This is a genomic window from Alitabrizicola rongguiensis (assembly GCF_021491355.1).
In the GTDB taxonomy this organism is placed as follows: domain Bacteria; phylum Pseudomonadota; class Alphaproteobacteria; order Rhodobacterales; family Rhodobacteraceae; genus Aliitabrizicola; species Aliitabrizicola rongguiensis.
Genome location: NZ_JAKENF010000004.1, coordinates 180,224 through 204,276, shown reverse-complemented (window position 1 = coordinate 204,276; position 24,053 = coordinate 180,224). Strand labels below are relative to the sequence as shown.

The window sequence follows — 24,053 nt, the reverse complement described above, 5'->3', positions numbered from 1 at the left end:
GGGGCGGGCGCGTCTTGCGACGCACCCACCCCGCGGGCCGGTCGCGCGTCGCGCTGCCAGACCGGTGCGGGTCATGGACCGATCATCTCGCGCACCGCCGCGACCAGCTGGTCGCGCGGCACTTCGACCTGCGCGGGGCGGGCCTTCCATTCCTCGAGCGTCGCTTCCTCGGCCAGCTTCGCGCCGAGGATCAGGTCCTTGAGGATCACGGTGCCCTTCTCGGCCTCGTTGCCGCCCTGGATGACGGCGACCGGCGCGGCGCGCTTGTCGGCGTATTTGAGCTGGTTGCCGAAGTTCTTCGGGTTGCCGAGATAGACCTCGGCCCGGATGCCGGCACGGCGCAGGTCGTTCACCATCGCCATGTAGTCGGCCATCCGGTCGCGGTCCATCACGGTCACGACGACGGGGCCGGTCGTATCGGCGCTGGTGCGCCCCTTCGCGCGCAGCGCGGCAAGCAGGCGATCGACGCCGATGGAAACGCCGGTCGCCGGCACCGACTGGCCGGTGAAGCGCTTGACCAGATCATCGTAGCGCCCGCCGCCCGCGACCGAACCGAATTGCCGCTTGCGACCTTTCTCGTCGAGGATCTCGAAAGTCAGCTCCGCCTCGAAGACGGGGCCGGTGTAGTAGCCGAGGCCCCGGACGACTGAAGGGTCGACCCGAATGCGATCAGACATGTAGCCCATGTCTTCAAGAAGGAGCGCAATCTGGATGAGTTCGTCGACGCCCTCGTTTCCCGCTGCCGAGCCAGACACGATGTCGCGCAGGACACTAACGGTGGCAGCATTCCTAAGTGCACCCGGGGATCTCGATTGGTGCGCGCGAGATACTGCAGTTCGCCCGGCCGCAGCTGCTACAATGCCAACGAAAGAAAGCATTTCCTCGGTCGTCATAGTCTCGTCTGCCGCAAACTTTTCGCCGAGCCTATCGAGCTTGTTGTCGATGGTAGCGGGTGCATCCACAAAAAGCATAATGCGCGCGACCTGGCTTTCTGAAAGCCCGGCGCCTTTGGTGAAGTCTCCGCTTTCATCCTTGCGGCCCGCCCCCAACAGCGCGCGCACGCCGTCCGGGCCCAGCCGATCGAGCTTGTCGATGGCGCGGAGCACGATGCCGCGTTCATGGGCGAACTTTTCGGGATCGGCCGGGTCGAGGATGCCCGCGACCTCCATCACCCCGTTCAAGACCTTGCGGTTATTGATCCTTATAACGTAGTCGCCTCTAAGCCCGACCTCTTCCAGTGCATCGGCCAGCATCGCGCAGATCTCGGCATCGGCGGCGACCGAGGGGGCGCCCACCGTATCGGCATCGCATTGATAAAACTGGCGGAACCGGCCCGGCCCCGGCTTTTCGTTGCGCCAGACCGGACCCATGGCGTAGCGGCGATAGGGTGAGGGCAGGTCGTTGCGGAACTGGGCGGCGACGCGGGCCAGGGGCGCCGTCAGGTCGTAGCGCAGCGCGAGCCAGTCCTGGTCCTCATCCTGCCAGGCGAAGACGCCCTCGTTCGGGCGATCCACGTCGGGCAGGAACTTGCCAAGCGCCTCGACCGTCTCGACGGCGGAGGTTTCCAGCGGATCGAAGCCGTGGCGGTGATAGACGGCGGCGATCCTGTCCAGCATCGCCTTCCGCTCGGTCACCTCGGCGCCGAAATAGTCGCGGAAGCCCTTCGGCGTCTCGGCCCGTGGCCGGCGCGGGGATTTTCCGTCCGCCATGATCTTTTCCTCTGGCTTGGTCCGGCGCTGCCTTAGCCGATAGGGCGCGGCGGAGCAAGCTAAGCGCCTGCCGTTGAAGGCAGTCCGGGCCTGTGCGAGGGTGAGTCAGGAGATCGCCATGACCGACATTACCCAGTTCGAGGAACGCATCGCCCATCTGATCCGCTCGGTCGACGACCTGTCCGAGGTGGTCGCAAGGCAAGCGGTCGAGATCGACCGGCTCAATCGCCGGGTGCAGATGCTGATGGAGCGCGAAGCCGAACGCGAGGCAACCGGTGGGACGCTTCCGCTGGCGGACGAGCGGCCGCCGCACTGGTAGCGCATTCCGTCACGTCAAATGCAGCGCCGGGGATTGTTTTTTGTCGGTCGGAATGCTGTGTTTTTGTGACATGGGAGAGGCCCTGCACAATAAAGACGGTCCGTCCTTCAACCCGGCCTTGGCGCGCCGGGATAAAAGTCGGCTGTGTGTCGATCAGGGTTCGAGCGCCCGAATGGCGTCAGGCGCTATCTTGGCTCAGACCGTCGCCAAGCGCCTGAAGCGCGGCGATCCGCTCCGCCGGGAGATCCGGTACGCCGTCGGTCAGGTCATGAAGGGTCTTCACGACATCAAGCGCGACGGCAGTCTCTTCCTTGGTGATAGGTCGATTGGCATGGGTGAAGAAGCCCATCGACCGCATCGGTCCATCGCCCACCGAAACGGCGATGCCGTGTGCCAAGCCATACTCCCGCGCCTGGCGGAAGACGCCCGCAGTATCACCGGGCTCGAGCTCTGCCCAGGTGATCGTGCCCGTATGCGTCATCGCCCACCGGACCGTCGGATCGAAGAACAGCAGGCCGTTCTGCGCATAGAATTCGACCCATGCAGCGGGATAGGTCTGATAGAGCAAAGTGGGGTGATTGAATCTTACGCGAAGGCCGACGGCAAAGCGCCAGTCGCACGTTTCAACCAGACGTTGCAGTTGGTGATTTATCTTTTCCGATTTGATCATGTAAGAAGTGAACCACAGGGCTTGAGACTGCGCATGGATCAGACGCAACGGCACGGAACAGACCACCCCTCACCGGACGGTGATACTTCAGACTGGAACACCTGTCCATTATGAGACTCGGTGATTGCAAGGATACCTTCGGTAGGATCGCCCCTGCAGGCCATTACGCGGCATTGCGTCTGGGTTTTTTCTCGCCCGAGGAAGAACTGACGACCTTTTCCGAGGAATGGATCGACCACTACACGGTCAACGGCCTTGCCTTGCATGATCCGCTGATGCGCTGGATCTACTCGCGCAACGGTGCCTGCAGGTGGAGCGAGCTGTCGATCCCAGACCCGCTGGGCGTCTTGTCTGCCTATGCGGCGTTCGGGATGCGCTATGGTGCCGTGGTCTGCGTGACCGCCGACGAAGAGCGACCGCGCCGTACCTTCGGCTATTTCGCCCGGTCAGACCGAGAACTGACCTCGGGCGAGTTGAGCGAACTCGAGATGACGTTGCGGGCGGCGCACTTCCAGGAGCCGGACAGCGACCAGCCGTTGACGAAGGCGCAGACCGACGCGCTGAAGCTCTTGTCTCGGGGCATGCGGCTGAAGGAGATCGCCTATGCCCTGGGGATTTCGGAAAGCGCCGTGAAGGCGCGGCTGAAAAGCGCCATGGCACGCATGGATGCGCGTACTCCGGTGCAGGCGGCCTCGCTGGCTGCCCAGAAGGGGCTGCTGAAATAGGCGATGGACCTGATCGACCTCAGCAAACTTCCTGGCACGACCGAGAACTTCGAGGGTTTCATCGACCAGCTTTGCCGTCGTCTCGGTGTCGAATACGGCTCTTATGCCTCGATGGATCCTGCAACCGGGACGGTACGGGGCTACGCGACCTACCGAGCTGAGTGGAAAGAGCATTACACCAGCCACCGGATGCACCATGTCGATCCGACCATTCATCGGTCGATCCTGAGCCTTGCCCCCGTCGACTGGAGCCGGTTCGAGCGGAACTCCAATTTTCATGCGGTGTTCCGGTCGGCGCATGACTTTGGCATCTCGAATCAAGGCGTGACCGTTCCGATACGGGGCGCCTTTGGCGAGCGGGGTTTGCTGAGCGTAACGGCGCGAATGCCGCCGGCCGAGTGGCGCAAGCTGAGCCGGCAGATCATGGTCGATCTGCAGAAGGCGGCGGTTCACTTGCATGACGCGGTCCTGCGAATCGGGGGTGAGGTTCCCGGCCCGCTCTTGCGCCCCATCCTGTCTTCGCGCGAGCGTGAAGTTCTGCAGTGGATCGCCGCCGGAAAATCCCAGCAGGACGTTGGCGACATCCTGAGCATTTCACCTCGGACGGTCGAGGTGCATCTGCGCTCTGCGCGCGAGAAGCTGGGCGCACTTACAACCGTTCAGGCAGTGGGGCGGGCGATCGGCCTGGGCCTGATCTATCCGCTTTGAAGCGAGCCTATCCTCCGAAAAGTTAACGAAAAAACCCTTGGATTTACGGGTTTTCCCTTATGGCGCTCACCCTAGGGTTGCCCCACGATTGTTTCGTCGGTGAACAAATTGGGGGCTAAAAATGATCTATGTTGTCGATTCCCTGAACAGTGGATCCTACCGGTCGCTGCTCGAGGATATGTACCGCCTGCGGGCGCGTGTGTTCCATGACCGCCTCGGCTGGGAGGTCAAGGTTACGGACGGGATGGAGATCGACGAGTTCGATGCCATGGACCCTGCCCATGTCATCAGCGTCGATGACGAAGGCCATGTCGTGGGCTGCATGCGCCTTCTTCAGACGACCGGTCCGCACATGCTGGCCGATGTCTTTTCCTCGATCATGGATGGCGAGCCGCCGCTGCGGTCGTCCAGCCTGTGGGAGGCGACGCGCTTCTGCGTTGACACCAATCGCCTGAAGACCGGCCGCGGGCGCAACACCATCGGCTATGTCACCAGCGAGGTCATGATCGGCGCGTTCGAATTCGCGATGGCGGCTGGCGTCACGGATGCGATTGCCGTGATCGACCCGGTGATGAACCGTGTCCTGCAGCGCGGCGGCAACGCGCCGCACGGCTATGTCGGCACGCCGAAGCAGATGGGCAAGGTGGTGGCGATGGCCGCGCTGATGGATTGCTCGGAAGAGCGGATCGCGAAGATCCGCGACTATGCCGGCATCCATCACGATGTCTTCGCCGAACAGGATATGCTCATCGCGGCGGAGTGACGGCCACCGCTTGCCCCCGCCTGGCCCGGGCGGGGGTCAGCGAAGCCCGATATCGGCCAGCGCCCGAGCAAGGTCATGCGGCAGCGCATCCTCGCGCGGGCGGGCCTGCGGCAGGTCGCGCGGGCTTTCCGCGACTGGCAGGTAGCGCCAGCCCTGGAAGGGGCGGCGCGATGCTGCCTCGGTGCGCACGAGGGTCGGGTCCATGCGGATGGCGCAGCGGGAGATGCCGTCAGTTCCGACCCGCTCTTCCAGCCCGATGATGCGCTGGCGGGCCAGGATCACCCCCTTGAACACCCAATAGAGCGATCCGCCGTTCACAACCTCGTCCGCGCGCTTGGGCCACATGCGGGTGACGTGGATATCCACATTCTCACCCAGCCTGCGGCGGTTCTCGTCGCGCCAGGCGATCAGCTCCTCAACGCTGTCGCAGCCGACGCAGAGCTTGACGAGGTTGATATGGTCGGCCATCGGACTCTTTCCCTTTGACAGGAATCTTAACCTTTTGCTCGGTCGCTTCAAGGCAGCCCCGACTCGTTGACCAATCCAGGCAGTAGGACTATCCTGCGGGTTCGCGCGCGGGCGGTACTAATAGTAGTTGTGTCGCCGCACCCTCTCCAAAAAGCAGGATGCTCGATGTCTCGTTTTTCCGCCCCCATTGCCGAGCAGATCTGGGACATGAAGTACCGCCTGAAAGAGGCGGACGGCACGCCGATCGACGGCACGGTCGAGGATACCTGGCGACGGATCGCCCGCGCTCTGGCTCAGGAGGAAAAGGATCCGGCCCTGTGGGAGGACCGGTTCTATGCCGCGCTGGAGGATTTCAAATACCTGCCCGCGGGTCGGATCACCGCTGGCGCCGGAACCGGCCGCAGCGTGACGCTGTTCAACTGCTTCGTCATGGGCACGATTCCCGACACGATGGAAGGCATCTTCCAGGGGCTGAAGGAAGCGGCGCTGACCATGCAGCAGGGCGGCGGGATCGGCTACGACTTCTCGACCATCCGCCCGCGCGGGGCGGAGGTGAAGAGCGTGGCCGCCGATGCCTCAGGTCCCTTGTCCTTCATGGATGTCTGGGACGCCATGTGCCGCACGATCATGTCGGCGGGCAGCAGGCGCGGCGCGATGATGGCGACGATGCGCTGCGACCATCCGGATATCGAGGCCTTCATCGAGGCCAAGAAGGACCCGGCACGGCTGCGGATGTTCAACCTCTCGGTGCTGGTGACTGATGCATTCATGGCGGCGGTCAAGGCCGATGGCCCGTGGGAGCTGATCTTCGACGGCAAGGTCTACAAGACGTTGCAGGCGCAGGACCTGTGGAACCGGATCATGCGCTCGACATTCGACGTGGCCGAGCCAGGCGTGATCTTCATCGACCGCATCAACGCGATGAACAACCTCGCCTATTGCGAGACGATCGCCGCGACGAACCCCTGCGGCGAGCAGCCCCTGCCACCCTATGGCGCCTGCCTTCTGGGGTCGATCAACCTGCCGACGCTGGTCGCGAAACCCTTTGAAAAGGGCGCGAAGATCGACCTGAAGGCGCTGGACGACCTCGTGCGCATGGCCGTCCGAATGATGGACAACGTCGTCGACGCAAGCCGTTTCCCCCTGCCCGAACAGGCGCAGGAGGCGCAGGCGAAGCGGCGGATCGGGCTGGGCGTGACCGGTCTGGCCGATGCGCTTCTCATGCTGGGGCTGCGCTACGGCTCGGAAGAGGCCGCGGCCAAGACCGAGGAATGGATGCACGCCATCGCGCGTGCGGCCTATCTCGCCTCGGTCGATCTGGCGAAGGAAAAGGGCGCCTTCCCGCTGTTCGATGCCGAGAAATACCTCGCCTCCGGCTCGCTCCGGCACATGGACGACGATGTGAAGGCGGCAATCCGCCAGCATGGCATCCGCAATGCCCTGCTGACCTCGATCGCGCCGACCGGCACGATCAGCCTTTATGCCGGCAACGTCTCGTCGGGGATCGAACCGGTTTTTGCCTACGCCTATACCCGGAAGGTCCTGCAAAAGGACGGCTCGCGCACCGAGGAAGAGGTGGTGGATTACGCCGTGCGCCTGTGGAGCGAGAAGAACGGCGATGCGGACCTGCCCGACTACTTCGTCAACGCCCAGACCCTGCCGCCGCTCGACCATGTGCGGATGCAGGCGGCGGCACAGAAATGGATCGACAGCTCGATCTCGAAGACCATCAACTGCCCCGAAGACATCAGCTTCGAGGACTTCAAGGACGTCTACATGGCGGCCTGGGACCAGGGCTGCAAGGGCTGCACGACCTACCGCCCCAATGCGGTAACTGGGTCGGTGCTGACCGTGTCTGAGCAGGCCGAGGCGACGCCCTCCGAGGCGCCGCAGCAGGCGACGGGGAACGGGGCCGAGGTGGTCTACCTTTCCGAACCGCTGGACCGTCCGGCGGCGCTGGAAGGGCAGACCTACAAGGTGAAATGGCCAGGCAGCGAGCACGCGCTTTACATCACCATCAACGATATCATCATTGCCGGGCACCGCCGGCCTTTCGAGGTGTTCATCAACTCCAAGAACATGGAGCATTTCGCCTGGACCGTGGCGCTGACCCGGATGGTCAGCGCGGTGTTCCGGAGGGGGGGTGACATTTCCTTCGTCGTGGAGGAACTGAAGGCCGTGTTCGATCCGCGCGGCGGGGCGTGGATGAAGGGCAAGTACATCCCGTCGATCCTTGCAGCGATCGGCGGCGTCATCGAGGAACACCTGATCTCGATCGGTTTCATCGAGGGCGAGGGGATGGGGCTGAAGACGGATCCCAAGGCCGAGGTCGCCGTGATCGGCACCAAGGCGCGGGCCTGTTCCAGCTGCGGCAGCTACGATTTGCGCATGGTCGAGGGTTGCATGACCTGCGCAAGCTGCGGCTTTTCGAAGTGCGGCTGACACGACTGCGGCAGGCCTGATCCGCGCTCTGGCTGCGCCGCGCCGGTCTTCACCGGCGCGGGTCAGGACTTAAGCTCAGAGCGACTTCAGCACATCGCCGAGCGTGCCGATGAGCGTGTCGATCTCGGTCTTGGAGATGATCAGCGGGGGTGACATGGCGATGATGTCGCCGGTGGTGCGGATCAGGATACCCTTGTCATAGGCGCGCAGGAAGGCTTCGAAGGCGCGCTTGGTGGGCTCTCCCGGGATCGGTTCCAGCTCGACCGCGCCGATCAGGCCCATGTTCCGGATGTCTATGACGTGCGGCAGGCCCTTCAGGCTGTGGATCGCGTCCTGCCAGTAGCCCGAAAGTTCGGCCGCACGCTCGAACAGGCCCTCTTCCTTGTAGGTGTCAAGCGTGGCGATGCCGGCGGCGGAGGCGATCGGGTTGCCCGAATAGGTATAGCCGTGGAACAGCTCGATCATGTGCTCGGGGCCGGTCATGAAGGCATCATGCACCTCGGCGGTGGTCAGGACGGCGCCCATCGGGATGACCCCATTGGTCAGCCCCTTGGCGGTGGTCATCATGTCGGGAAGCACGTCGAAATGCTGGGCGGCAAAGGCCGAGCCGAGGCGACCGAAGCCGGTGATGACCTCGTCGAAGATCAGGAGGATGCCGTGCTTCTTGGTGATCGCCCGCAGCTTTTCCAGGTACCCCTTCGGCGGCAACAGCACGCCGGTCGAGCCCGCCATCGGCTCAACGATCACCGCCGCGATCGTCTCGGCCCCATGCAGGGCGACGATGCGTTCCAGGTCGTCGGCAAGGGTCGCACCATGCTCCGGCTGGCCCTTGGTGAAGGCGTTCTGCGCCGGAAGGTGAGTGTGCGGCAGATGGTCGACACCGCCAAGAAGCGTGCCGAACATCCGGCGGTTGTTGACAATGCCGCCAACCGAGATGCCGCCGAAATTCACGCCGTGATAGCCACGCTCGCGTCCGATCAGGCGGGTGCGCGAGCCCTCGCCGCGGGCACGGTGGTAGGCGATGGCAATCTTGAGTGCGGTCTCTACCGACTCCGAGCCGGAGTTGGTGAAGAACACATGCTCGATCCCCTTGGGTGCAATGTCGACGACGCGGTTCGCCAGTTCGAAGGCGATCGGGTGGCCCATCTGGAAGGCCGGCGCATAGTCAAGCTCGGCGGCCTGCTTCTGGATGGCTTCGGTGATTTTCGGTCGGCAGTGGCCGGCGTTGCAGCACCACAGGCCTGCGGTTCCGTCCAGAACCTGGCGGCCGTCCGATGTGGTGTAGTGCATATCCTTTGCCGCCACGAACATGCGTGGTGACTTCTTGAACTGCCGGTTTGCAGTGAAGGGCATCCAGAAGGCATTCAGGTCATTCGGGGCGGTTTTGCGGTCAAGCGGCATGGCGCCTTTGTCCTTTTCTTTCTGACGTCAGGCCCGTCGGGCATCGTCGAATGGCGACCGGCCTCCCGCCGGTCACGGATAACGGTCCGGCCTACCACCGGGTGGCGAGAGCCTACATGGCGACGGCTGCCGATTAAAGTGGCAGGCTGTTCGCAGACTTCGCCACTCCGCTGCCCCGAAAGGGTCGGGTGGGTCCGACAAGGCCATCAATTAACGAATATGTTGCCCCGAGGTCATAGTCTGCTGCAACTTCCGCTGCTAATGTCCTGCCAATTATAACAAAACGAGCAGGCAACACAGGCATGAAGACGGGCTCAGGCGGCACGTTTGTCATTTCCTGGACGCAGACAGAAGTAGACGGACTTGCTTCGGCTCCGGTCGCAATGCTGGTTACAGGCGCCGCTTGGCGCTGGACCGGCACTGCGGTGCGGGTGGACGGTGCGGGAGGACTTCTAACGCTGGACGGGGCAATGGGCGCGGCGGAGCTGCGTCGAAGGGCTGCGCGCAAGGTGCGCCGGCTGGTTGGAGCTGCGTTCGCGAGCGGATCGTCGGACGACGCGGGCGTGGATGGGGACGATGCCCCGACGCAGGATTTCGTCGTGACAGACGGCCGGCAGGCCTATTCCGTGACTCTGATCGACGTGCCGCATCAAGATTCCCGGCTCTTGATGTTCTTCGACGAGATTCCGCCTGCCGATACCGATCTTTGGATCGTGCGTGCCTCGCTGGATCATGTGCCGCAGCCGGTGCCGAACGAAGGCGGTGTGATCTGCTTCACCCAGGGGACGCGTCTTCTGACGCCCGAGGGACTTCGCCGGATCGAGGATCTGCGCCCCGGCGACAAGGTTCAAACCCGTGACAATGGCGCGCAGGAAATTCTGTGGACCGGGAATCGGAGGATGTCCGGCGCCCGCCTTCACGTGATGCCACATCTTCGCCCGATCAGGATCCGGTCTGCCGCTTTCGGTATGGGTCAGCCGGATGCGGACCTGATCGTCTCGCCCCACCACCGGATGCTGATCTGCGGCCGGGCGGCGGAATCGCTCTTTGGCACGTCCGAGGTGCTGGTCGCGGCAGAGGATCTCATGAACGATCTCTCGGTGACGGTCGACCGGCAGTTACGCGAGGTGACCTATGTCCACATCCTGCTGGAGCACCATCAGATCGTCTGGGCCAACGGTATCCAGGCGGAGAGCTTTCATCCATCGAACACGTCGCTCGAGATGATCGAACCCGGTCAGCGCAAGGCCCTGTTTGACGTGATCCCGGATCTTGCAATCCATCGCGATGCCTACGGAGCTTTTGCTCGGCGCAATGTGTCCGCCTCGGAGGCTGCGATCCTTCGGCACGAACTGGCGGAGTGAGCGGCTGTTGACTCTGCCTTGCGGGACGGTATAAGCCCCGCCGATCCCGGGTGAAGGCCCGGGGTTTTTCATTGGTGTTGGTGGCCCCCGCAAGGGGATGCCTGTCGGGCCCTCGGGTCAAAGGACAACGCCCTTCGACAACATGAAGGAGATCAGCGGTGACCAAACGCACCTCTGCCAAGTACAAGATCGACCGCCGCATGGGCGAAAACATCTGGGGCCGTCCGAAGTCCCCGGTGAACAAGCGCGAATACGGCCCCGGCCAGCATGGCCAGCGCCGCAAGAACAAGCTGTCGGACTTCGGTACGCAGCTGCGCGCCAAGCAGAAACTCAAGGGCTACTACGGCGACCTGACGGAAAAGCAGTTCCGCAAGATCTATGCCGAAGCCGAACGCGTGAAGGGTGACACCGGCGAGATGCTGGTCGGCCTGCTCGAGCGCCGTCTGGACGCGGTCGTCTACCGCGCCAAACTGGTGCCGACCATCTTCGCCGCCCGCCAGTTCGTTAACCATGGCCACGTCACCGTGAACGGTCAGCGCGTCAACATCGCGTCCTACCGTGTCAAGGAAGGCGACCTGATCGAGGTCCGTCAGAAGTCCAAGCAACTGGCCCTCGTGCTGGAAGCCGTGGCTCTGACCGAGCGTGACGTTCCGGATTACCTGGAAGTCGACCACTCGAAGATGACCGTGAAGTTCGTGCGCACCCCGTCGCTGGGCGACGTGCCCTACCCGGTGCAAATGGAACCGAACCTCGTCGTCGAATACTACGCCAAGAACTGATTTCGGCCCCTCTGGGGCTGGCAAGGGCCGCTGCGGGAACCCGCGGCGGCCCTTCGCGTTCATGGCGCCTGCAATCGATACGAAAACAGATGCATGCTGCGCCGCGGCGCCCTATATGGGCCGCTGTAAGTTACAGGAGGCCAACAGATGACCCCCAAGACTACGGTGGAACACCGCTTCGAGCGACTTCTCTTCATTTCACGCTGGCTGATGGCGCCGATGTATCTCGGCCTTGTCATTGCGCTTGGCATGCTGATGGTCGTCTTCCTGCGCGACCTCTGGAAATATGCGCTGAAGACACTGACCATGACGCCCGAGGACATCATCCTCGCCTCGCTGACCTTCATTGACCTGACGCTGGCGGCGAACCTGCTGCTCATCGTGATCTTTTCGGGCTACGAGAACTTCGTGTCCAAGCTTGAGGTCGGCGACGACGTGGATCGCCCCGAATGGATGGGCACGGTCGATTTCGGCGGTCTGAAGATGAAGCTGATCGCCTCGATCGTGGCAATCTCCGGTATCCATCTGCTGAAGCGCTTCATGGAGATCGGCGAAAGCGTGGCCGATGCCCGCTTTGGCGAGACCGAGCTTTACTGGCTGACTATCATCCACCTGTCCTTCGTGGTGACGGGCGTCATGCTGGCCCTCATGGACTGGCTGACGGCCAAGTCGAGCAAGTAGTCACGGAGTAGAACGATGACGCATAAGGTCCACGCCCGCATCGACGGGCCGCTGGTTATGATCGGCTTCGGTTCGATCGGTCGGGGCACTTTGCCGCTGATCGAACGGCATTTCGACTATGACCGCGAGAGCTTTACCGTCATCGAGCCGAGCGACGAATATGCCACGCTTCTGTCTGACCGTGGCATCCGCCACGTGCAGATTGGCCTGACGAAAGAGAACTATCGTTCGGTCCTGTCTTCTCTGTTCCGCGATGGCCGCGGCATGGTGGTGAACCTGTCGGTCGATGTTGGCAGCGTGGACATGATGATCCTCTGCCAGGAACTTGGCGTTCTTTACATCGACACGGTGATCGAACCCTGGCCGGGCTTCTACTTCGGCTCGTCGATCCCGAATGCGGACCGCACCAACTATCCGCTGAGGGAAGAAGTGCGCGATCTTGGCAAGCGTTACCCCGGCGGTCCGACCTCGATCACCTGCTGCGGGGCCAACCCGGGGATGGTTTCGTGGCTGCTGAAGGAGGCGCTTCTGCGGCTGGCCAATGACACGGGGCACCCTGTCGAGGTGCCAAAGACCCGCGACGGCTGGGCGCGCCTGATGCAGTCGCTTGGCGTCAAGGGCGTGCACGTGGCCGAGCGGGACACGCAGGTTTCCGCCCGGCCGAAGCCGGTCGGCACCTTCGTCAACACCTGGTCGGTCGATGGCCTTCTGTCCGAGGGCTACCAGCCCGCCGAACTCGGATGGGGAAGCCACGAGAAGAAGCTGCCGCCGAACGGGCATGGCTTCGACTTCGGCAGCCGCTGTGCGATCTGGATCGACCGCCCCGGCGCCGATACCCGTGTTCGCAGCTGGTGTCCGGGCGTGGGTCCGCAGTTCGGCTATGTCGTGACCCACAACGAGGCGATCTCGATTTCGGACTATTACACGGTCGGCGAGGGGGCCCGGCCAGAGTTCCGCCCGACCTGCCATTACGCCTATCATCCTTGCAACGATGCGATCCTTTCCCTGCACGAAATCAACGGAGCCGGGCAACTGCCGATCAACAAGCACATCCTGACGCAGGAAGAGATCGTATCGGGCGGCGACGATCTTGGCGTGTTCCTTTATGGGCACGCCAAGGGTGGCATGTGGTACGGCTCGCGCCTGTCGATCGACGAGGCACGCCGGCTTGCGCCCTATCAGAATGCCACGGGGATGCAGGTAACCTCGGCGGTCATGGCGGCGATGGTCTGGGCGGTCGAGAACCCGCGCGCGGGTTTTGTCGAGGCTGACGAGATGGACCATGTCCGCTGTCTTGAGGTTCAACGCCCCTATCTGGGCCGGATCGAGGCGCACTACACCGACTGGACACCGGTCGCCCATAGGATCAACAGCTTTGCCGAGGATGTCGATCACGACGACCCTTGGCAGTTCACCAACTTCCTCGCGGTCTGAAACCGACAGTTTCCGGGCCAAGTTGGTGCTGGCAAACCCACGATGCCGCCGCTAGAACCGGCGGCATCGCAAGGGATAGATCATGACACACGCCATTCGCCCCCAGCCCGGCATTCTTGACATCGCGCTCTATCAGGGTGGGCAGGCGCATGTCGCGGGCGTGTCGAACGCGGTCAAGCTCAGCTCGAACGAGAACCCCTTCGGCCCGTCCGACAAGGCGAAAGAGGCGTTTCAACGCACCGTGCATTCTCTGCACCGCTACCCGTCGACCGATCACGCCCCGCTGCGCTCCGCCATCGCCGAGGTGTACGGACTGGATGCGGATCGGGTGATCTGCGGGGTCGGGTCGGACGAGATCATCACCTTCCTCTGCCAGGCCTATGCCGGGCCCGGCGATGAGGTGATCCATACCGAGCACGGCTTCCTGATGTATCGCATCTCGGCTCTTGCGGCTGGCGCGACTCCGGTCGAGGTGAAGGAACGCGAACGCACGACAGACGTGGACGCGATCCTGCTGGCCTGCAACCGGCGGACGAAGCTTGTCTTCATCGCCAACCCGAACAACCCGACCGGCACGATGATCTCGCAGGCGGAACTGGCGCGGCTGGCCGACGGGCTGCCGAAACAGGCAATCCTCGTCCTGGACGGTGCCTATGCCGAATACGTCGAGGGGTATGACGCCGGTCTGGGGCTGATCGAGGCGCGCGAAAATGTCGTGATGACCCGCACCTTCTCGAAGATCTTCGGGCTTGGCGGCTTGCGGATCGGCTGGGGCTATGGCCCGAAGCACATCATCGACGTGCTGAACCGCATCCGCGGTCCGTTCAACCTGTCGACCACGCAGCTTGACGTGGCCGAGGCCGCCGTGCGCGATCAGGACTGGGTGGTGAAGTGCCGGTCAGAGAACAGCCGGATGCGCGCCTGGCTGGCCGAGCAACTGGCCGAGATGGGGGTGCCCTCAGACACCTCGACCGCGAACTTCGTGCTGGCCCGCTTCGCCGATCCGACTGAGGCCGAGGCGTGCGATGCCTGGCTGAAATCTCAGGGTCTGATCGTGCGCCAGGTGGCGGGTTACAAACTGCCGCATTGCCTCCGGATCACCGTGGGTGATGAAAGCTCCTGTCGCCGGGTGGTCCATGCTATCGGGCAATTCAAAGGACAGCGCTGATGGCCCCGATCTATGACCGCGTCGCCCTGATCGGGCTGGGCCTGATTGCCTCGTCGATGGCCCATGCGATGAAGGCGGGCGGTCTGGCGGGTGAAATCGTCGGCTATGCCAAGACCGAGGAAACCCGAAAGGTCGCGCTTGAGATCGGCATTTGTGATCGCGTCTGCACCTCTGCGGCAGAAGCGGTGGAGGGCGCCGATCTTGTCGTGCTCGCCGTACCGGTGGGCGCGATGGGCGAGCTAGCCGAAGAGATCGCGCCGCATCTGAAACCTGGTGCGACGGTGACCGATGTCGGATCGGTCAAGCAGGCGGTGATCGAGGCGGTTTCGCCCCATATCCCAGAAGGTGTGGCCTTTGTGCCGGGCCACCCGTTGGCCGGGACCGAATACTCGGGGCCACGGTCCGGATTTGCCACACTGTTCAAGAACCGTTGGTGCCTGCTCACGCCCTGCGAAAAATCTACGCTCGAAGCTACGGCCCGGTTGCGCAGCCTTTGGGAAGCGATGGGCTCGAACGTCGACGAGATGGACGCGCCGCACCATGACCTGGTGCTGGCCGTGGTGTCGCATACGCCGCACCTGATCGCCTATACCATGGTCGGAGTCGCCGACCATCTGCGCCGCGTGTCGAATTCCGAGGTCATCAAGTATTCCGCTTCGGGCTTCCGCGACTTTACCCGAATCGCCGCGAGCGATCCGACGATGTGGCGCGACGTGTTCCTGACCAACAAGGAAGCCACGCTGGATATCCTGGGCAGGTTCACCGAAGAACTCTTTGCTTTGCAACGGGCAATCCGCCTTGGCGACGGAGAGCACCTGCATGCCTATTTCACCAAGACTCGCGCGATCCGGCGAGGTATTATTGAGGCTGGACAGGATACATCTGCGCCAGACTTCGGGCGCGCAGCGGATGTAAAAGCGGGGGACTGAGGCGGATGAAGGCACCGGTCGCGGCAGCGATACTGCTGGCATGCTTTTGCATGCCTTCTTTCGCCGATGCGCCTGCCAGTTCAATTCGCCCGCATGCAGCGCCCGCGACCCTTGCGCTTACTCCTGCCTCCGATCCGGCGACAACCGGTGTCGTGATGATCGCCGTCAGCGACCCTGCAGTGGTTCAGCGTCCTCGCCCACGTCCCGACACCGTCAAGGTCACCCTGTCGACGCAGGCCGTTGCTGTGCCGCTCGCCACGGTCGAATCGTCTTTCCGCCCAAAGGTCCGGCCCCCTCTCATCGGGGGCGACGATCCGGCACCCGAAACGGATACGTCCGTGGTGGCCGCCGGCCCGACCGTCCTGTCGTCGCCGCGGCCTGAAGAACGCCCAGAGACCGGTACCGGAGCGATCGAGCGGGTCGAGACGGTTGCAGCCGTCCGCATCTTGCCTGGCAAGACGGGGGTATTCGGCCGCAAGGGATCTGTCTGTGGCGTGCCGGGCATCAAGGGGGAAGAAATCGCGCCCATCACCTCGCGGGTGCGCGGGTGCGGTATAGCGGATCCGGTCCGTGTGACGTCCGTTGATGGCGTGCAACTCAGCCCCGCCGCGACGATCGACTGCGGAACTGCGATTGCGCTGAACCGGTGGGTTGACCAGGCGCTGCAACCGGCCTTCAAGCGCGACAAGGTGGCTGAATTGCGGATCGCCGCGAGCTATGCCTGCCGCCCGCGTAACAACGTCAAGGGCGCAAAACTGTCAGAACATGGCAAGGGCAACGCCGTCGACATCGGGGCAATCGTGCTGGAAAGCGGCAAAACCATCAGCGTCGAATCCGACTGGCGCAAGAGCGCCGGCAAGCCGATGAAGGCAGCTTATCGCGGCGCCTGCGGCATCTTCGGCACCACGCTTGGCCCCGATGGCGACCGCTATCATAAGAACCACATGCATTTCGACACGGCTGATCAGCGTAACGGGCCCTACTGCCACTGATCAGTTGAGTTGCGGCGCCGGTCCAAGCGGCAGCGGCCCCAGACTCGCACGACCGTCGCGATAGGTCAGCGGAAGCTGCAGCACGTCTGGGTCACCTCCACCATCCCGCGCGAGATAGTCGAGCATCCGCTCCCATGTCGGGGCAACTTCGGGGGTGACGGTGCCCGTGGCGACCAGAAGTGGCATCAGCTTGCGCCAGTGGTCCAACCGCAGGTCTATCTGCCCTTCGGCCCGACCAAACTCATCGGCGGTGATCCTGCCGCTGCCGGCGAGAACCGCGTCCCCCCAGATGCCTGACAGGTCCTTGACCTCGATCGCAGTGACCCGCAGCGGCGTTGAGGCGGCCGTCCCATCGACCGGTCGATCGAAGGTCACGCTCGCATCCAGGTGCAGCCGGTCGATCTGCGATGGCAGGTCTGGCATGGCTGCGCTCAGCGCCGGGTCGGGTGTGACCTTCAGCATCTCTAGCCCGATCTCATGCGATCGGGCGTCCTGCAGAACTGCAGTTGCAAAGTTCAATTGCTCCGCACCTGCCCGCCAGCCGAACGTCGATCCGAGCTCAAGGCCATTGCCCGAGAGGCGGGTCCGCTGCAGCGCCATCGAGGTTCCGGGCGCGAAGATCACGCTGCCCAGCAGTTTCTCGGCCGTCAGGGTGACTGTCTGGTCGGGCAGGGTCACGGTCTGCGTCTGCGGAAAGATTGCGATCAGGTGCCAGGGGGCGTAGGCCAGCGCCGTAACCAGCAGATCTGGCGCGCTCCATCCCGTCCCTGCCATTGGATCAGCCAGATGCGGGGCGGTCAGCGCCACGTCGAAGCGGCCGGGGAAGCCGCCGACCGAAAGCCCCTCGTATCCTGCCTCCAGACCCGAGTCCGATTGGCTCGCCGCCCAGGCCTCGATACCTTTCTCGACACTGCGCGAGCCGACGAACCAGTAGCCCGTCCATAGCACCGCCACCGCCGCCACGAGCCACAGGACCACCCGCATCGTTGCCCCTTTCCAATGCATTCCTGCTGCTGTTTACAGGCAGGCGGCAGGCGCGAACAGGGCGGTGGGATCAAAGCTATGTGGGTCTTCGGCTATGGATCGCTGATCTGGAACCCGGGTTTTCCCGTCGCTGAACGCCAGGTGGCGCGGCTGGACGGCTGGCATCGCAGCTTCTGCATGCGGTCGATCCACCACCGCGGGACCGTCGAGGACCCAGGGCTGGTGTTGGCGCTTGACCGGGCAGAAAGCGCACATTGCGACGGCGTCGCCTTTCTGGTCTCGCCGGGCGAGGAAGGCGGCACGCTGGCGACGTTGCGCGAACGCGAGCTGATTTCATCTGCTTATCTCGAGACTTCGCTTCCCGTGACCCTGCGCGACGGGCGCCAAGTCGAGGCGCTGGTTTACGTCATCGACCCGCATCACGAGCAGTATTGCGGCGGACTGCCGCTGGAAGAGCAGGCGCAGATCATCCTGCGGGCCGCGGGGGGGCGCGGATCAAACCGCGACTACCTCTACAGTACGGCCCATCACCTGGCCGAGCTTGGAATCGCTGATGACGATCTGACCTGGCTTGATGTCCGGGTGCGAAAACTGGCCGGCTGAGACCTCGCAGCGGCACCACTCATCCGATTGTCAGTTGGCATAACTTGTGGGTGCACTTATGATCAACCGCAACCAACAGCGGTCAGGAGACCACATGGCGAAGTCCGCTCCCGTTTCAGAGCTGTCCTTCACCCAGCCGGTGCGCCAGATTTTCCTGATGCTGATCGTCCTCGCGCTTGTCGCGGTGGGTGTCTGGTTCATGCTGCCGGCGCTGAGCGGAATCTTCGCCTCCAACCCCTGGCTGAACGGCGCGATCCTGTTCGTCTTCATGATCGGCGTCCTGTCGTGTTTCTGGCAGATGATCCAGCTCGTCCATTCAGTGAACTGGATCAAGGGGGTCGTGCAACAGACGGGGCGCGAGGCCACACTTCCGCCCAGCCTGCTTGCGCCGCTGGCGGCCCTGCTCAGGGCGCGCGGATCGAAGATGCAGATCTCCTCGACCTCGGCGCGTTCGATCCTCGATTCCGTCGCGACGCGGATCGACGAGGAACGCGACATCACCCGTTACCTTGCGAACCTGCTGATCTTCCTTGGCCTGCTCGGCACCTTCTACGGTCTCGCGACCACTGTTCCCGGCATTGTCGCCACCATCCGTGCGCTCGCTCCTCAGGAAGGGCAAAGCATGGTCGATGCCTTCAACGGCCTGATGGCCGGGATCGAAGAGCAGCTGAGCGGCATGGGCACCGCCTTCTCGACATCGCTCATGGGTCTGGCTGGATCGCTCGTGATCGGACTGCTGGAGCTCTTTGCGGGCCACGGCACCAACCGGTTCTATCGCGAGCTGGAAGAGTGGATGTCGACCATCACTAGGCTTGGTTTCTCGTCTGGCGACGGCGAAGCGCCGGCGAACGAAGCCGCGGCGATTGCTGCGGCGCTCGACACAATGGTCGAGCAGATGGAGACCCTGCAGGCACTTTACACACAGTCCGATATCAGCCGGGCGATGGTCGATGACCGCCTGGGACAGCTGGCAGACGCCGTTGAGCGGGTTGCAGGACGAATGGAGGCGGATGCGGGGCAGACCGCGCTTCTGCGCCGCATCGCCGAAGGGCAGGAGAAGCTTGCCGAGGCGTTGGCCCTGCCAGAAGGGGGCGCGCATGTCGATGCCGAAAGCCGGATGCGTCTGCGCTCGATCGACGTGCAGCTCCTTCGTATCCTGGAAGAGATCTCGGCCGGCCGTCAGGAAAGCATCACCGACCTGCGCACCGATCTCGCAGCGCTGACCACGGCAATCCGCCAGATCGCGCGGCTTGCTCCGCAAAGCCGGGGCTAGGCCATGTCACGGCTCCGGCGCGGCGCGCGGACAGAAAGCCCGATCTGGCCGGGTTTCGTCGATGCGATGACCTCGCTGCTGATGGTGCTGATGTTCGTGCTGACCATCTTCATTCTGGTCCAGTCCGTTCTGCGCGACACGATCACCACAAAGGATACCGAGCTGGACTCCCTGACAGCGCAGGTCGCGACACTCGCGGATGCGCTTGGTCTGGAAAAGCAGAATGTTGCCAACCTGCAAAGCCAGCTTGGCGCAGCGAAGGACGAGGGGGAACGACAGGCGGCCCTCATCGCCACATTGAGCGGGCAGCTTTCCGACGCACAGGGCGCGCTGACCGACGCCCAGGCCAGGATCACCAGCTTCGAGGCGCAGGTGGCGAGCCTTCTGGCAGAGCGGGACAAGGCGCGAGGCGAGGCAAGCGCGTTGACCGCGCAGGTCTCGGATCTCGAGGCGGCCAAGGCGAAACTGCTCACAGATCAGGAAGCCTTGAACCTGGCGCTGGCCAAGGCGCGGGACGAGATCGACGCAAATACCGAAGCAGCGCGCCTGGCCGCGGCAAAGGCAGATGCCCTGAACGCTTTGATCGAAGACTTGAAACGTCAGGCAGCCGAGAAGGACAGCAAGATTGCCGCGACCCAGACCCAGCTTTCGGACGCCGAGAAGGCCCGGCTGGCAGAGGCTGCGGCAGCAGAGGCACTGCGCGAGAAGCTGAAGAACTCGGATGCCGAACTGACGGCGATGACGCTGGCGCTGGAGGAGCAGCGCAAGAAGGCGGAAGAGACGCTGACGCTTCTGGCCGCAGCACAGGCGGCGAAGGTCGATCTGGACCAGCAGCTGACCGAGGCGCAGAAGCGGGCTGGTCTGCTTGCGGTGGCGCAGCAGGCGCTGGATCAGGAAAAGAGCGTCTCGACCGAGAACGCCCGGCGCGTGGCTCTGCTCAACCAGCAGATCGCCGAACTCACGGCGCAGCTCGGTTCGCTTCAGTCGTTGCTCGATGCGGCCAAGGCTCGAGATGAATCAAGCCAGGTGCAGCTCGACTCCCTTGGCAACCAGCTCAACTCGGCTCTGGCGCAGGTCGCCGCCGAGCAGAAGCGGCGCGCAGAGCTTGAGGAAGCCGAGCGCAAGCGGCTGGAGGAAGAGGCGAAAAAGCTGGCTGGCGAAGCTGCGACAGCGAAAAATCAGGCTCAGGAATTGGAGAAGTTCCGATCAGAGTTCTTTGGCGAACTGCGTGACCTGTTGGCTGGCCGCGAGGGTGTTCGGATCGTCGGCGACCGCTTCGTCTTCTCGTCCGAGGTGCTGTTCCAGCCCGCTTCGGCGGACCTCTCGCCCGAGGGCAGGGCGCAGATTGCCGGCGTTGTGCAGATCCTCGACGAGATCAAGGACCAGATTCCGCCGGGCATCGACTGGATCATCCGGGTTGATGGCCATACAGATGACACGCCCCTGTCCGGCACCGGGCAGTTCAAGGACAACTGGGAACTCAGCCAGGCCCGTGCACTTGCTGTCGTGCGCTACATGCAGGACCAGCTTGGCTTCCCGCCCGACCGGATGGCGGCGACCGGCTTTGGCCAGTATCGACCGGTCGCCTCTGGCGATACGCCCGAGGCGCGCGCCCAGAACCGGCGGATCGAGTTGAAACTCACAGAGCGTTAGGGGTCAGACCCCATTGAACAGCAGGTCGAGGGCGCGGACAATCTCGTCGCGTTGGGCCGCAAGACTTCCGACCTTGCTTCCCAGAAGGCGGCCGGGAATAGCGGATAGCGATTGGGTCAGCAGAACATGCGGCTCTTCCCCGAAATCGACCAGCGGGCAGAGTTGCCTCGACTGGGGGCCGACCAAGCTGACAGCGATGATCGGAGCAACTACGCGCGTTGCAATCGTGTCATGCAAATCATCCTGCAGCACGCAAACCAGTGCGCCGTCCGGCAAACGGCAAATGTCATACTGACCCGGCATTCCTCAGAATTGCCGATACTTGGACAGCGGCAGACCATGGGTCTCGATGTAATCATTGTAACTGGCAATCGCCTCGGCATTCTCGCGCTGCCACGCCTCGCGCCGGGCCTGCTTGACCGCCGCCTGCAGGCCGGTTTCAGCGGCGCGGGAGATGTTGACGCCAAGTGCTCGCGCTTCATCGAGCAAGGCGGCGTCGAGTGTCATCGAGGTGGAGCGGCGGGCGGGCATCTGGAACCTGCGGTTTGATGCATACCGCAAAAACATACCGCACGATCATATGTGGGACAAACCAAAAACCCCCGCTGAAGCGGGGGTCTTGCTTTTGCTTTTGTTATTCCGCCGTCAGCAGGGGCGGCTTGGAGCCCGAGATCCGCGGCTTGGCCGGCTCCTCGATCACGAGGTTGATCGTGTCTTCCTTGACCTCGACACGGACGACCCCGCCCTTGGTCAACCGCCCGAACAGCAACTCTTCGGCCAGCGGCTTCTTGATATGCTCCTGGATCACGCGGCCAAGCGGACGGGCGCCCATCTTGTCGTCGTAACCCTTGTCGCCAAGCCAGGCGGCGGCTTCCTGCGTCAGTTCGATATGCACGCCGCGGTCCATCAACTGGGCCTCGAGTTGCAGAACGAACTTCTCGACCACCTGCAGGATCACCTCCTTGCCGAGCGGAGCGAACGAGATCACTGCATCCAGACGGTTGCGGAATTCCGGCGTGAAGGTGCGCTCGATCGCGGCCGTATCCTCGCCAGTACGCCGCTCGCGGCCAAAGCCGATCGCCGATTTCGCCTGTTCGGCTGCCCCGGCGTTCGAGGTCATGATCAGGATCACGTTGCGGAAATCGACCTGCCGGCCGTTATGGTCGGTCAGCTTGCCGTGGTCCATCACCTGCAGAAGGATGTTGTAGACATCCGGATGCGCCTTTTCGATCTCGTCGAGCAGCAACACGCAATGCGGGTGCTGGTCCACGCCGTCGGTCAGCATCCCGCCCTGGTCGAAGCCGACATAGCCGGGAGGCGCGCCGATCAGCCGGGAGACCGCGTGCTTCTCCATATACTCCGACATGTCGAAACGCAGCAGTTCCACGCCAAGCGTATTTGCAAGCTGCTTGGCGACCTCGGTCTTGCCGACGCCGGTCGGACCCGCGAACAGGTAGTTGCCGATGGGCTTTTCCGGTTCGCGAAGGCCCGCTCGGGCCAGCTTGATCGCGGAAGACAGCGCCTCGATGGCCTTGTCCTGACCGAAGACCACGCGCTTAAGCGTCTTTTCCAGATCGCGCAGCACTTCCGCGTCGTCCTTCGAGACGTTCTTTGGCGGGATGCGGGCGATCTTGGCGACGACCGCTTCGATCTCTTTCGTGCCGATGACCTTGCGCCGCTTCGATTCCGCCATGAGATGCTGGGCGGCGCCGGCCTCGTCGATCACGTCGATCGCGCTGTCGGGCAGCTTGCGGTCATTGATGTAGCGCGACGCGAGTTCCACCGCCGACTTGATTGCGTCGGAGGTATAGCGCAGGTCGTGATGCTCTTCGAAATGCGGCTTCAGACCCATCAGGATCTTGATCGCATCCGGTACCGACGGCTCGTTCACGTCGATCTTCTGGAACCGGCGGCTCAGCGCGCGGTCCTTCTCGAAGTGCTGACGGAACTCCTTGTAGGTGGTGGAGCCCATGCAGCGCAGCTTGCCACCTTGAAGCGCGGGCTTCAGCAGGTTCGAAGCATCCATCGCCCCGCCTGAGGTCGCACCGGCGCCGATCACTGTGTGAATCTCGTCGATGAACAGGATCGCGTCGGGATGATCCTCAAGCTCCTTGACGACGGATTTCAGCCGTTCCTCGAAGTCGCCGCGATAGCGTGTGCCGGCGAGCAGCGCCCCCATGTCGAGCGAGAAGATCGTGGCGTGCGCCAGAACCTCGGGGACCTCGTGCTTGACGATCTTCCAGGCCAAGCCTTCGGCAATCGCCGTCTTGCCAACGCCGGGATCACCCACGAGCAGCGGGTTGTTCTTGCGGCGGCGGCAGAGGACCTGGATGCAGCGTTCCACCTCGGACTCGCGACCGATCAGCGGATCGACATCCCCCTTCCGCGCCTTCACGTTCAGGTCCACGCAGTATTTCGACAGCGCGGATTCCTTCGCGTCGCCGGCTTCGGCCTTTGGCGTCTCCTGCTGTTCTTCGGCGCCAGTCACCGGGCGGCTCTCGCCATAGGAGGGATCCTTGGCCACGCCATGTGCGATGAAGTTCACCGCGTCATACCGGGTCATGTCCTGCTCCTGCAGGAAATAGGCCGCATTCGACTCGCGTTCCGCAAAGATCGCGACCAGGACGTTTGCCCCGGTCACTTCGGTCCGGCCCGATGACTGGACGTGGATTGCCGCGCGCTGGATGACGCGCTGGAAGGCGGCGGTCGGCACGGCCTCGGACCCTTCGACATCTGTGACCAGCGTCGACAGGTCGTCATCGATGAAGTCGACAAGCGTCTTGCGAAGCTCGTCGAGGTTCACAGAACAGGCCTTCATCACCCGAGCTGCGTCGGGTTCGTCGATCAACGCCAGCAGCAGATGCTCCAGCGTTGCAAGTTCATGTCTGCGCGCATTCGCGAGCGCCAGGGCGCCGTGGATGGCCTGCTCGAGTGTATTCGAAAACGATGGCACTTCACCGTGCTCCTATCCTCTGGTCGGAGGGGGCC

Annotated in this window: 23 protein-coding genes; 15 read left to right on the top strand and 8 right to left on the bottom strand. The window is 63.3% G+C overall.

The genetic code is table 11. The annotated features are described in order from the left end of the window. Positions 1 to 71: 71 nt before the first annotated feature. Positions 72 to 1,709, bottom strand: coding sequence for a histidine--tRNA ligase (gene hisS / locus L0V05_RS17125; RefSeq protein WP_234872645.1), 1,638 nt, complete (start codon positions 1,707 to 1,709; stop codon positions 72 to 74). Between the two features lie 118 nt (positions 1,710 to 1,827). On the opposite strand from hisS, the gene L0V05_RS17120 reads away from it, so the two are divergent. Next, the gene (locus L0V05_RS17120; RefSeq protein ID WP_234872643.1) at positions 1,828 to 2,028 is read left to right on the top strand and encodes a SlyX family protein; all 201 of its coding nucleotides are present in this window, start codon (positions 1,828 to 1,830) and stop codon (positions 2,026 to 2,028) included. A 178-nt stretch (positions 2,029 to 2,206) separates the two neighbouring features. Here the strand turns inward: L0V05_RS17120 and L0V05_RS17115 are convergent, their stop codons facing one another. Continuing rightward, a complete protein-coding gene (locus L0V05_RS17115) occupies positions 2,207 to 2,698 on the bottom strand; it encodes an autoinducer binding domain-containing protein (protein ID WP_234872641.1) in 492 nt (163 codons plus the stop codon). A 110-nt stretch (positions 2,699 to 2,808) separates the two neighbouring features. On the opposite strand from L0V05_RS17115, the gene L0V05_RS17110 reads away from it, so the two are divergent. The 3 genes from L0V05_RS17110 to L0V05_RS17100 all read left to right on the top strand — a co-directional run bounded on the left by L0V05_RS17110 (position 2,809) and on the right by L0V05_RS17100 (position 4,894). Further along, positions 2,809 to 3,423, top strand: coding sequence for a helix-turn-helix transcriptional regulator (locus L0V05_RS17110; protein WP_234872639.1), 615 nt, complete (start codon positions 2,809 to 2,811; stop codon positions 3,421 to 3,423). 3 nt (positions 3,424 to 3,426) lie between these two features. Then, complete coding sequence (locus L0V05_RS17105) at positions 3,427 to 4,131, top strand: helix-turn-helix transcriptional regulator (protein WP_234872637.1); 705 nt, start codon at positions 3,427 to 3,429, stop codon at positions 4,129 to 4,131. Positions 4,132 to 4,252: 121 nt separating this feature from the next. Continuing rightward, positions 4,253 to 4,894, top strand: a complete 642-nt coding sequence (locus L0V05_RS17100) for an acyl-homoserine-lactone synthase (protein WP_234872635.1) — start codon at positions 4,253 to 4,255, stop codon at positions 4,892 to 4,894. Between the two features lie 36 nt (positions 4,895 to 4,930). On the opposite strand, the gene L0V05_RS17095 is transcribed toward L0V05_RS17100, so the two are convergent. Then, on the bottom strand, positions 4,931 to 5,362 hold the full coding sequence (locus L0V05_RS17095) for a DUF1489 family protein (RefSeq protein WP_234872633.1): 432 nt from the start codon (positions 5,360 to 5,362) through the stop codon (positions 4,931 to 4,933). Between the two features lie 165 nt (positions 5,363 to 5,527). Here L0V05_RS17095 and L0V05_RS17090 point away from each other — a divergent pair, with 165 nt between their 5' ends. Next, positions 5,528 to 7,804, top strand: a complete 2,277-nt coding sequence (locus L0V05_RS17090; protein ID WP_234872631.1) for an adenosylcobalamin-dependent ribonucleoside-diphosphate reductase — start codon at positions 5,528 to 5,530, stop codon at positions 7,802 to 7,804. 75 nt (positions 7,805 to 7,879) lie between these two features. Here L0V05_RS17090 and aptA read toward each other — a convergent pair whose 3' ends face one another. Continuing rightward, on the bottom strand, positions 7,880 to 9,205 hold the full coding sequence (aptA, locus tag L0V05_RS17085; RefSeq protein WP_234872629.1) for an omega-aminotransferase AptA: 1,326 nt from the start codon (positions 9,203 to 9,205) through the stop codon (positions 7,880 to 7,882). A 383-nt stretch (positions 9,206 to 9,588) separates the two neighbouring features. On the opposite strand from aptA, the gene L0V05_RS17080 reads away from it, so the two are divergent. From L0V05_RS17080 to L0V05_RS17050, 7 genes are all read left to right on the top strand, one after another. Next, the gene (locus L0V05_RS17080) at positions 9,589 to 10,569 is read left to right on the top strand and encodes a Hint domain-containing protein (RefSeq protein ID WP_319937946.1); all 981 of its coding nucleotides are present in this window, start codon (positions 9,589 to 9,591) and stop codon (positions 10,567 to 10,569) included. 158 nt (positions 10,570 to 10,727) lie between these two features. Beyond that, positions 10,728 to 11,348, top strand: coding sequence for a 30S ribosomal protein S4 (gene rpsD, locus L0V05_RS17075; RefSeq protein ID WP_234872625.1), 621 nt, complete (start codon positions 10,728 to 10,730; stop codon positions 11,346 to 11,348). A gap of 147 nt (positions 11,349 to 11,495) precedes the next feature. Then, the gene (locus L0V05_RS17070; protein ID WP_234872623.1) at positions 11,496 to 12,029 is read left to right on the top strand and encodes a TIGR00645 family protein; all 534 of its coding nucleotides are present in this window, start codon (positions 11,496 to 11,498) and stop codon (positions 12,027 to 12,029) included. 15 nt (positions 12,030 to 12,044) lie between these two features. Next, a complete protein-coding gene (locus L0V05_RS17065; protein WP_234872620.1) occupies positions 12,045 to 13,463 on the top strand; it encodes a homospermidine synthase in 1,419 nt (472 codons plus the stop codon). Positions 13,464 to 13,545: 82 nt separating this feature from the next. Beyond that, positions 13,546 to 14,631, top strand: coding sequence for a histidinol-phosphate transaminase (gene hisC / locus L0V05_RS17060; RefSeq protein WP_234872619.1), 1,086 nt, complete (start codon positions 13,546 to 13,548; stop codon positions 14,629 to 14,631). Continuing rightward, the gene (locus L0V05_RS17055; RefSeq protein WP_234872618.1) at positions 14,631 to 15,560 is read left to right on the top strand and encodes a prephenate/arogenate dehydrogenase family protein; all 930 of its coding nucleotides are present in this window, start codon (positions 14,631 to 14,633) and stop codon (positions 15,558 to 15,560) included. Before hisC ends, L0V05_RS17055 begins: the two co-directional genes overlap by 1 nt. A gap of 50 nt (positions 15,561 to 15,610) precedes the next feature. Beyond that, complete coding sequence (locus L0V05_RS17050) at positions 15,611 to 16,552, top strand: extensin-like domain-containing protein (RefSeq protein WP_234872616.1); 942 nt, start codon at positions 15,611 to 15,613, stop codon at positions 16,550 to 16,552. Here L0V05_RS17050 and L0V05_RS17045 read toward each other — a convergent pair whose 3' ends face one another. Continuing rightward, entirely contained in the window at positions 16,553 to 17,557 is a 1,005-nt protein-coding gene (locus tag L0V05_RS17045; protein ID WP_234872614.1) for a DUF2125 domain-containing protein, read from the bottom strand. 57 nt (positions 17,558 to 17,614) lie between these two features. On the opposite strand from L0V05_RS17045, the gene L0V05_RS17040 reads away from it, so the two are divergent. The 3 genes from L0V05_RS17040 to L0V05_RS17030 all read left to right on the top strand — a co-directional run bounded on the left by L0V05_RS17040 (position 17,615) and on the right by L0V05_RS17030 (position 21,065). Then, positions 17,615 to 18,139 carry a gamma-glutamylcyclotransferase gene (locus L0V05_RS17040; protein ID WP_234872612.1) on the top strand — a complete coding sequence of 175 codons (525 nt, stop codon included), beginning with the start codon at positions 17,615 to 17,617 and terminating at the stop codon, positions 18,137 to 18,139. Between the two features lie 94 nt (positions 18,140 to 18,233). Further along, entirely contained in the window at positions 18,234 to 19,412 is a 1,179-nt protein-coding gene (locus tag L0V05_RS17035) for an AAA family ATPase (RefSeq protein ID WP_234872610.1), read from the top strand. A gap of 3 nt (positions 19,413 to 19,415) precedes the next feature. Continuing rightward, on the top strand, positions 19,416 to 21,065 hold the full coding sequence (locus L0V05_RS17030) for a peptidoglycan -binding protein (RefSeq protein ID WP_234872608.1): 1,650 nt from the start codon (positions 19,416 to 19,418) through the stop codon (positions 21,063 to 21,065). A 3-nt stretch (positions 21,066 to 21,068) separates the two neighbouring features. On the opposite strand, the gene L0V05_RS17025 is transcribed toward L0V05_RS17030, so the two are convergent. The 3 genes from L0V05_RS17025 to clpA form a co-directional block, all read right to left on the bottom strand. Next, complete coding sequence (locus tag L0V05_RS17025; protein ID WP_234872605.1) at positions 21,069 to 21,368, bottom strand: CcdB family protein; 300 nt, start codon at positions 21,366 to 21,368, stop codon at positions 21,069 to 21,071. A 3-nt stretch (positions 21,369 to 21,371) separates the two neighbouring features. Then, on the bottom strand, positions 21,372 to 21,596 hold the full coding sequence (locus L0V05_RS17020) for a type II toxin-antitoxin system CcdA family antitoxin (RefSeq protein WP_234872603.1): 225 nt from the start codon (positions 21,594 to 21,596) through the stop codon (positions 21,372 to 21,374). 103 nt (positions 21,597 to 21,699) lie between these two features. Continuing rightward, the gene (clpA, locus tag L0V05_RS17015) at positions 21,700 to 24,018 is read right to left on the bottom strand and encodes an ATP-dependent Clp protease ATP-binding subunit ClpA (RefSeq protein WP_234872601.1); all 2,319 of its coding nucleotides are present in this window, start codon (positions 24,016 to 24,018) and stop codon (positions 21,700 to 21,702) included. Positions 24,019 to 24,053 lie beyond the last annotated feature (35 nt).

Excerpts from the sequence above, each read along its gene's own strand:
- hisS (WP_234872645.1), bottom strand. The coding sequence starts at position 1,709 with ATGGCGGACGGAAAATCCCCGCGCCGGCCACGGGCCGAGACGCCGAAG.
- hisC (WP_234872619.1), top strand. The coding sequence starts at position 13,546 with ATGACACACGCCATTCGCCCCCAGCCCGGCATTCTTGACATCGCGCTC.
- L0V05_RS17045 (WP_234872614.1), bottom strand. The coding sequence starts at position 17,557 with ATGCATTGGAAAGGGGCAACGATGCGGGTGGTCCTGTGGCTCGTGGCG.
- L0V05_RS17020 (WP_234872603.1), bottom strand. The coding sequence starts at position 21,596 with ATGCCCGCCCGCCGCTCCACCTCGATGACACTCGACGCCGCCTTGCTC.
- L0V05_RS17030 (WP_234872608.1), top strand. The coding sequence starts at position 19,416 with ATGTCACGGCTCCGGCGCGGCGCGCGGACAGAAAGCCCGATCTGGCCG.
- L0V05_RS17115 (WP_234872641.1), bottom strand. The coding sequence starts at position 2,698 with ATGATCAAATCGGAAAAGATAAATCACCAACTGCAACGTCTGGTTGAA.
- L0V05_RS17110 (WP_234872639.1), top strand. The coding sequence starts at position 2,809 with ATGAGACTCGGTGATTGCAAGGATACCTTCGGTAGGATCGCCCCTGCA.
- L0V05_RS17040 (WP_234872612.1), top strand. The coding sequence starts at position 17,615 with ATGTGGGTCTTCGGCTATGGATCGCTGATCTGGAACCCGGGTTTTCCC.
- L0V05_RS17090 (WP_234872631.1), top strand. The coding sequence starts at position 5,528 with ATGTCTCGTTTTTCCGCCCCCATTGCCGAGCAGATCTGGGACATGAAG.
- L0V05_RS17050 (WP_234872616.1), top strand. The coding sequence starts at position 15,611 with ATGCCTTCTTTCGCCGATGCGCCTGCCAGTTCAATTCGCCCGCATGCA.
- L0V05_RS17080 (WP_319937946.1), top strand. The coding sequence starts at position 9,589 with ATGCTGGTTACAGGCGCCGCTTGGCGCTGGACCGGCACTGCGGTGCGG.
- L0V05_RS17100 (WP_234872635.1), top strand. The coding sequence starts at position 4,253 with ATGATCTATGTTGTCGATTCCCTGAACAGTGGATCCTACCGGTCGCTG.
- L0V05_RS17095 (WP_234872633.1), bottom strand. The coding sequence starts at position 5,362 with ATGGCCGACCATATCAACCTCGTCAAGCTCTGCGTCGGCTGCGACAGC.
- L0V05_RS17105 (WP_234872637.1), top strand. The coding sequence starts at position 3,427 with ATGGACCTGATCGACCTCAGCAAACTTCCTGGCACGACCGAGAACTTC.
- L0V05_RS17070 (WP_234872623.1), top strand. The coding sequence starts at position 11,496 with ATGACCCCCAAGACTACGGTGGAACACCGCTTCGAGCGACTTCTCTTC.
- L0V05_RS17035 (WP_234872610.1), top strand. The coding sequence starts at position 18,234 with ATGGCGAAGTCCGCTCCCGTTTCAGAGCTGTCCTTCACCCAGCCGGTG.
- L0V05_RS17065 (WP_234872620.1), top strand. The coding sequence starts at position 12,045 with ATGACGCATAAGGTCCACGCCCGCATCGACGGGCCGCTGGTTATGATC.
- aptA (WP_234872629.1), bottom strand. The coding sequence starts at position 9,205 with ATGCCGCTTGACCGCAAAACCGCCCCGAATGACCTGAATGCCTTCTGG.
- L0V05_RS17025 (WP_234872605.1), bottom strand. The coding sequence starts at position 21,368 with ATGCCGGGTCAGTATGACATTTGCCGTTTGCCGGACGGCGCACTGGTT.
- L0V05_RS17120 (WP_234872643.1), top strand. The coding sequence starts at position 1,828 with ATGACCGACATTACCCAGTTCGAGGAACGCATCGCCCATCTGATCCGC.
- L0V05_RS17055 (WP_234872618.1), top strand. The coding sequence starts at position 14,631 with ATGGCCCCGATCTATGACCGCGTCGCCCTGATCGGGCTGGGCCTGATT.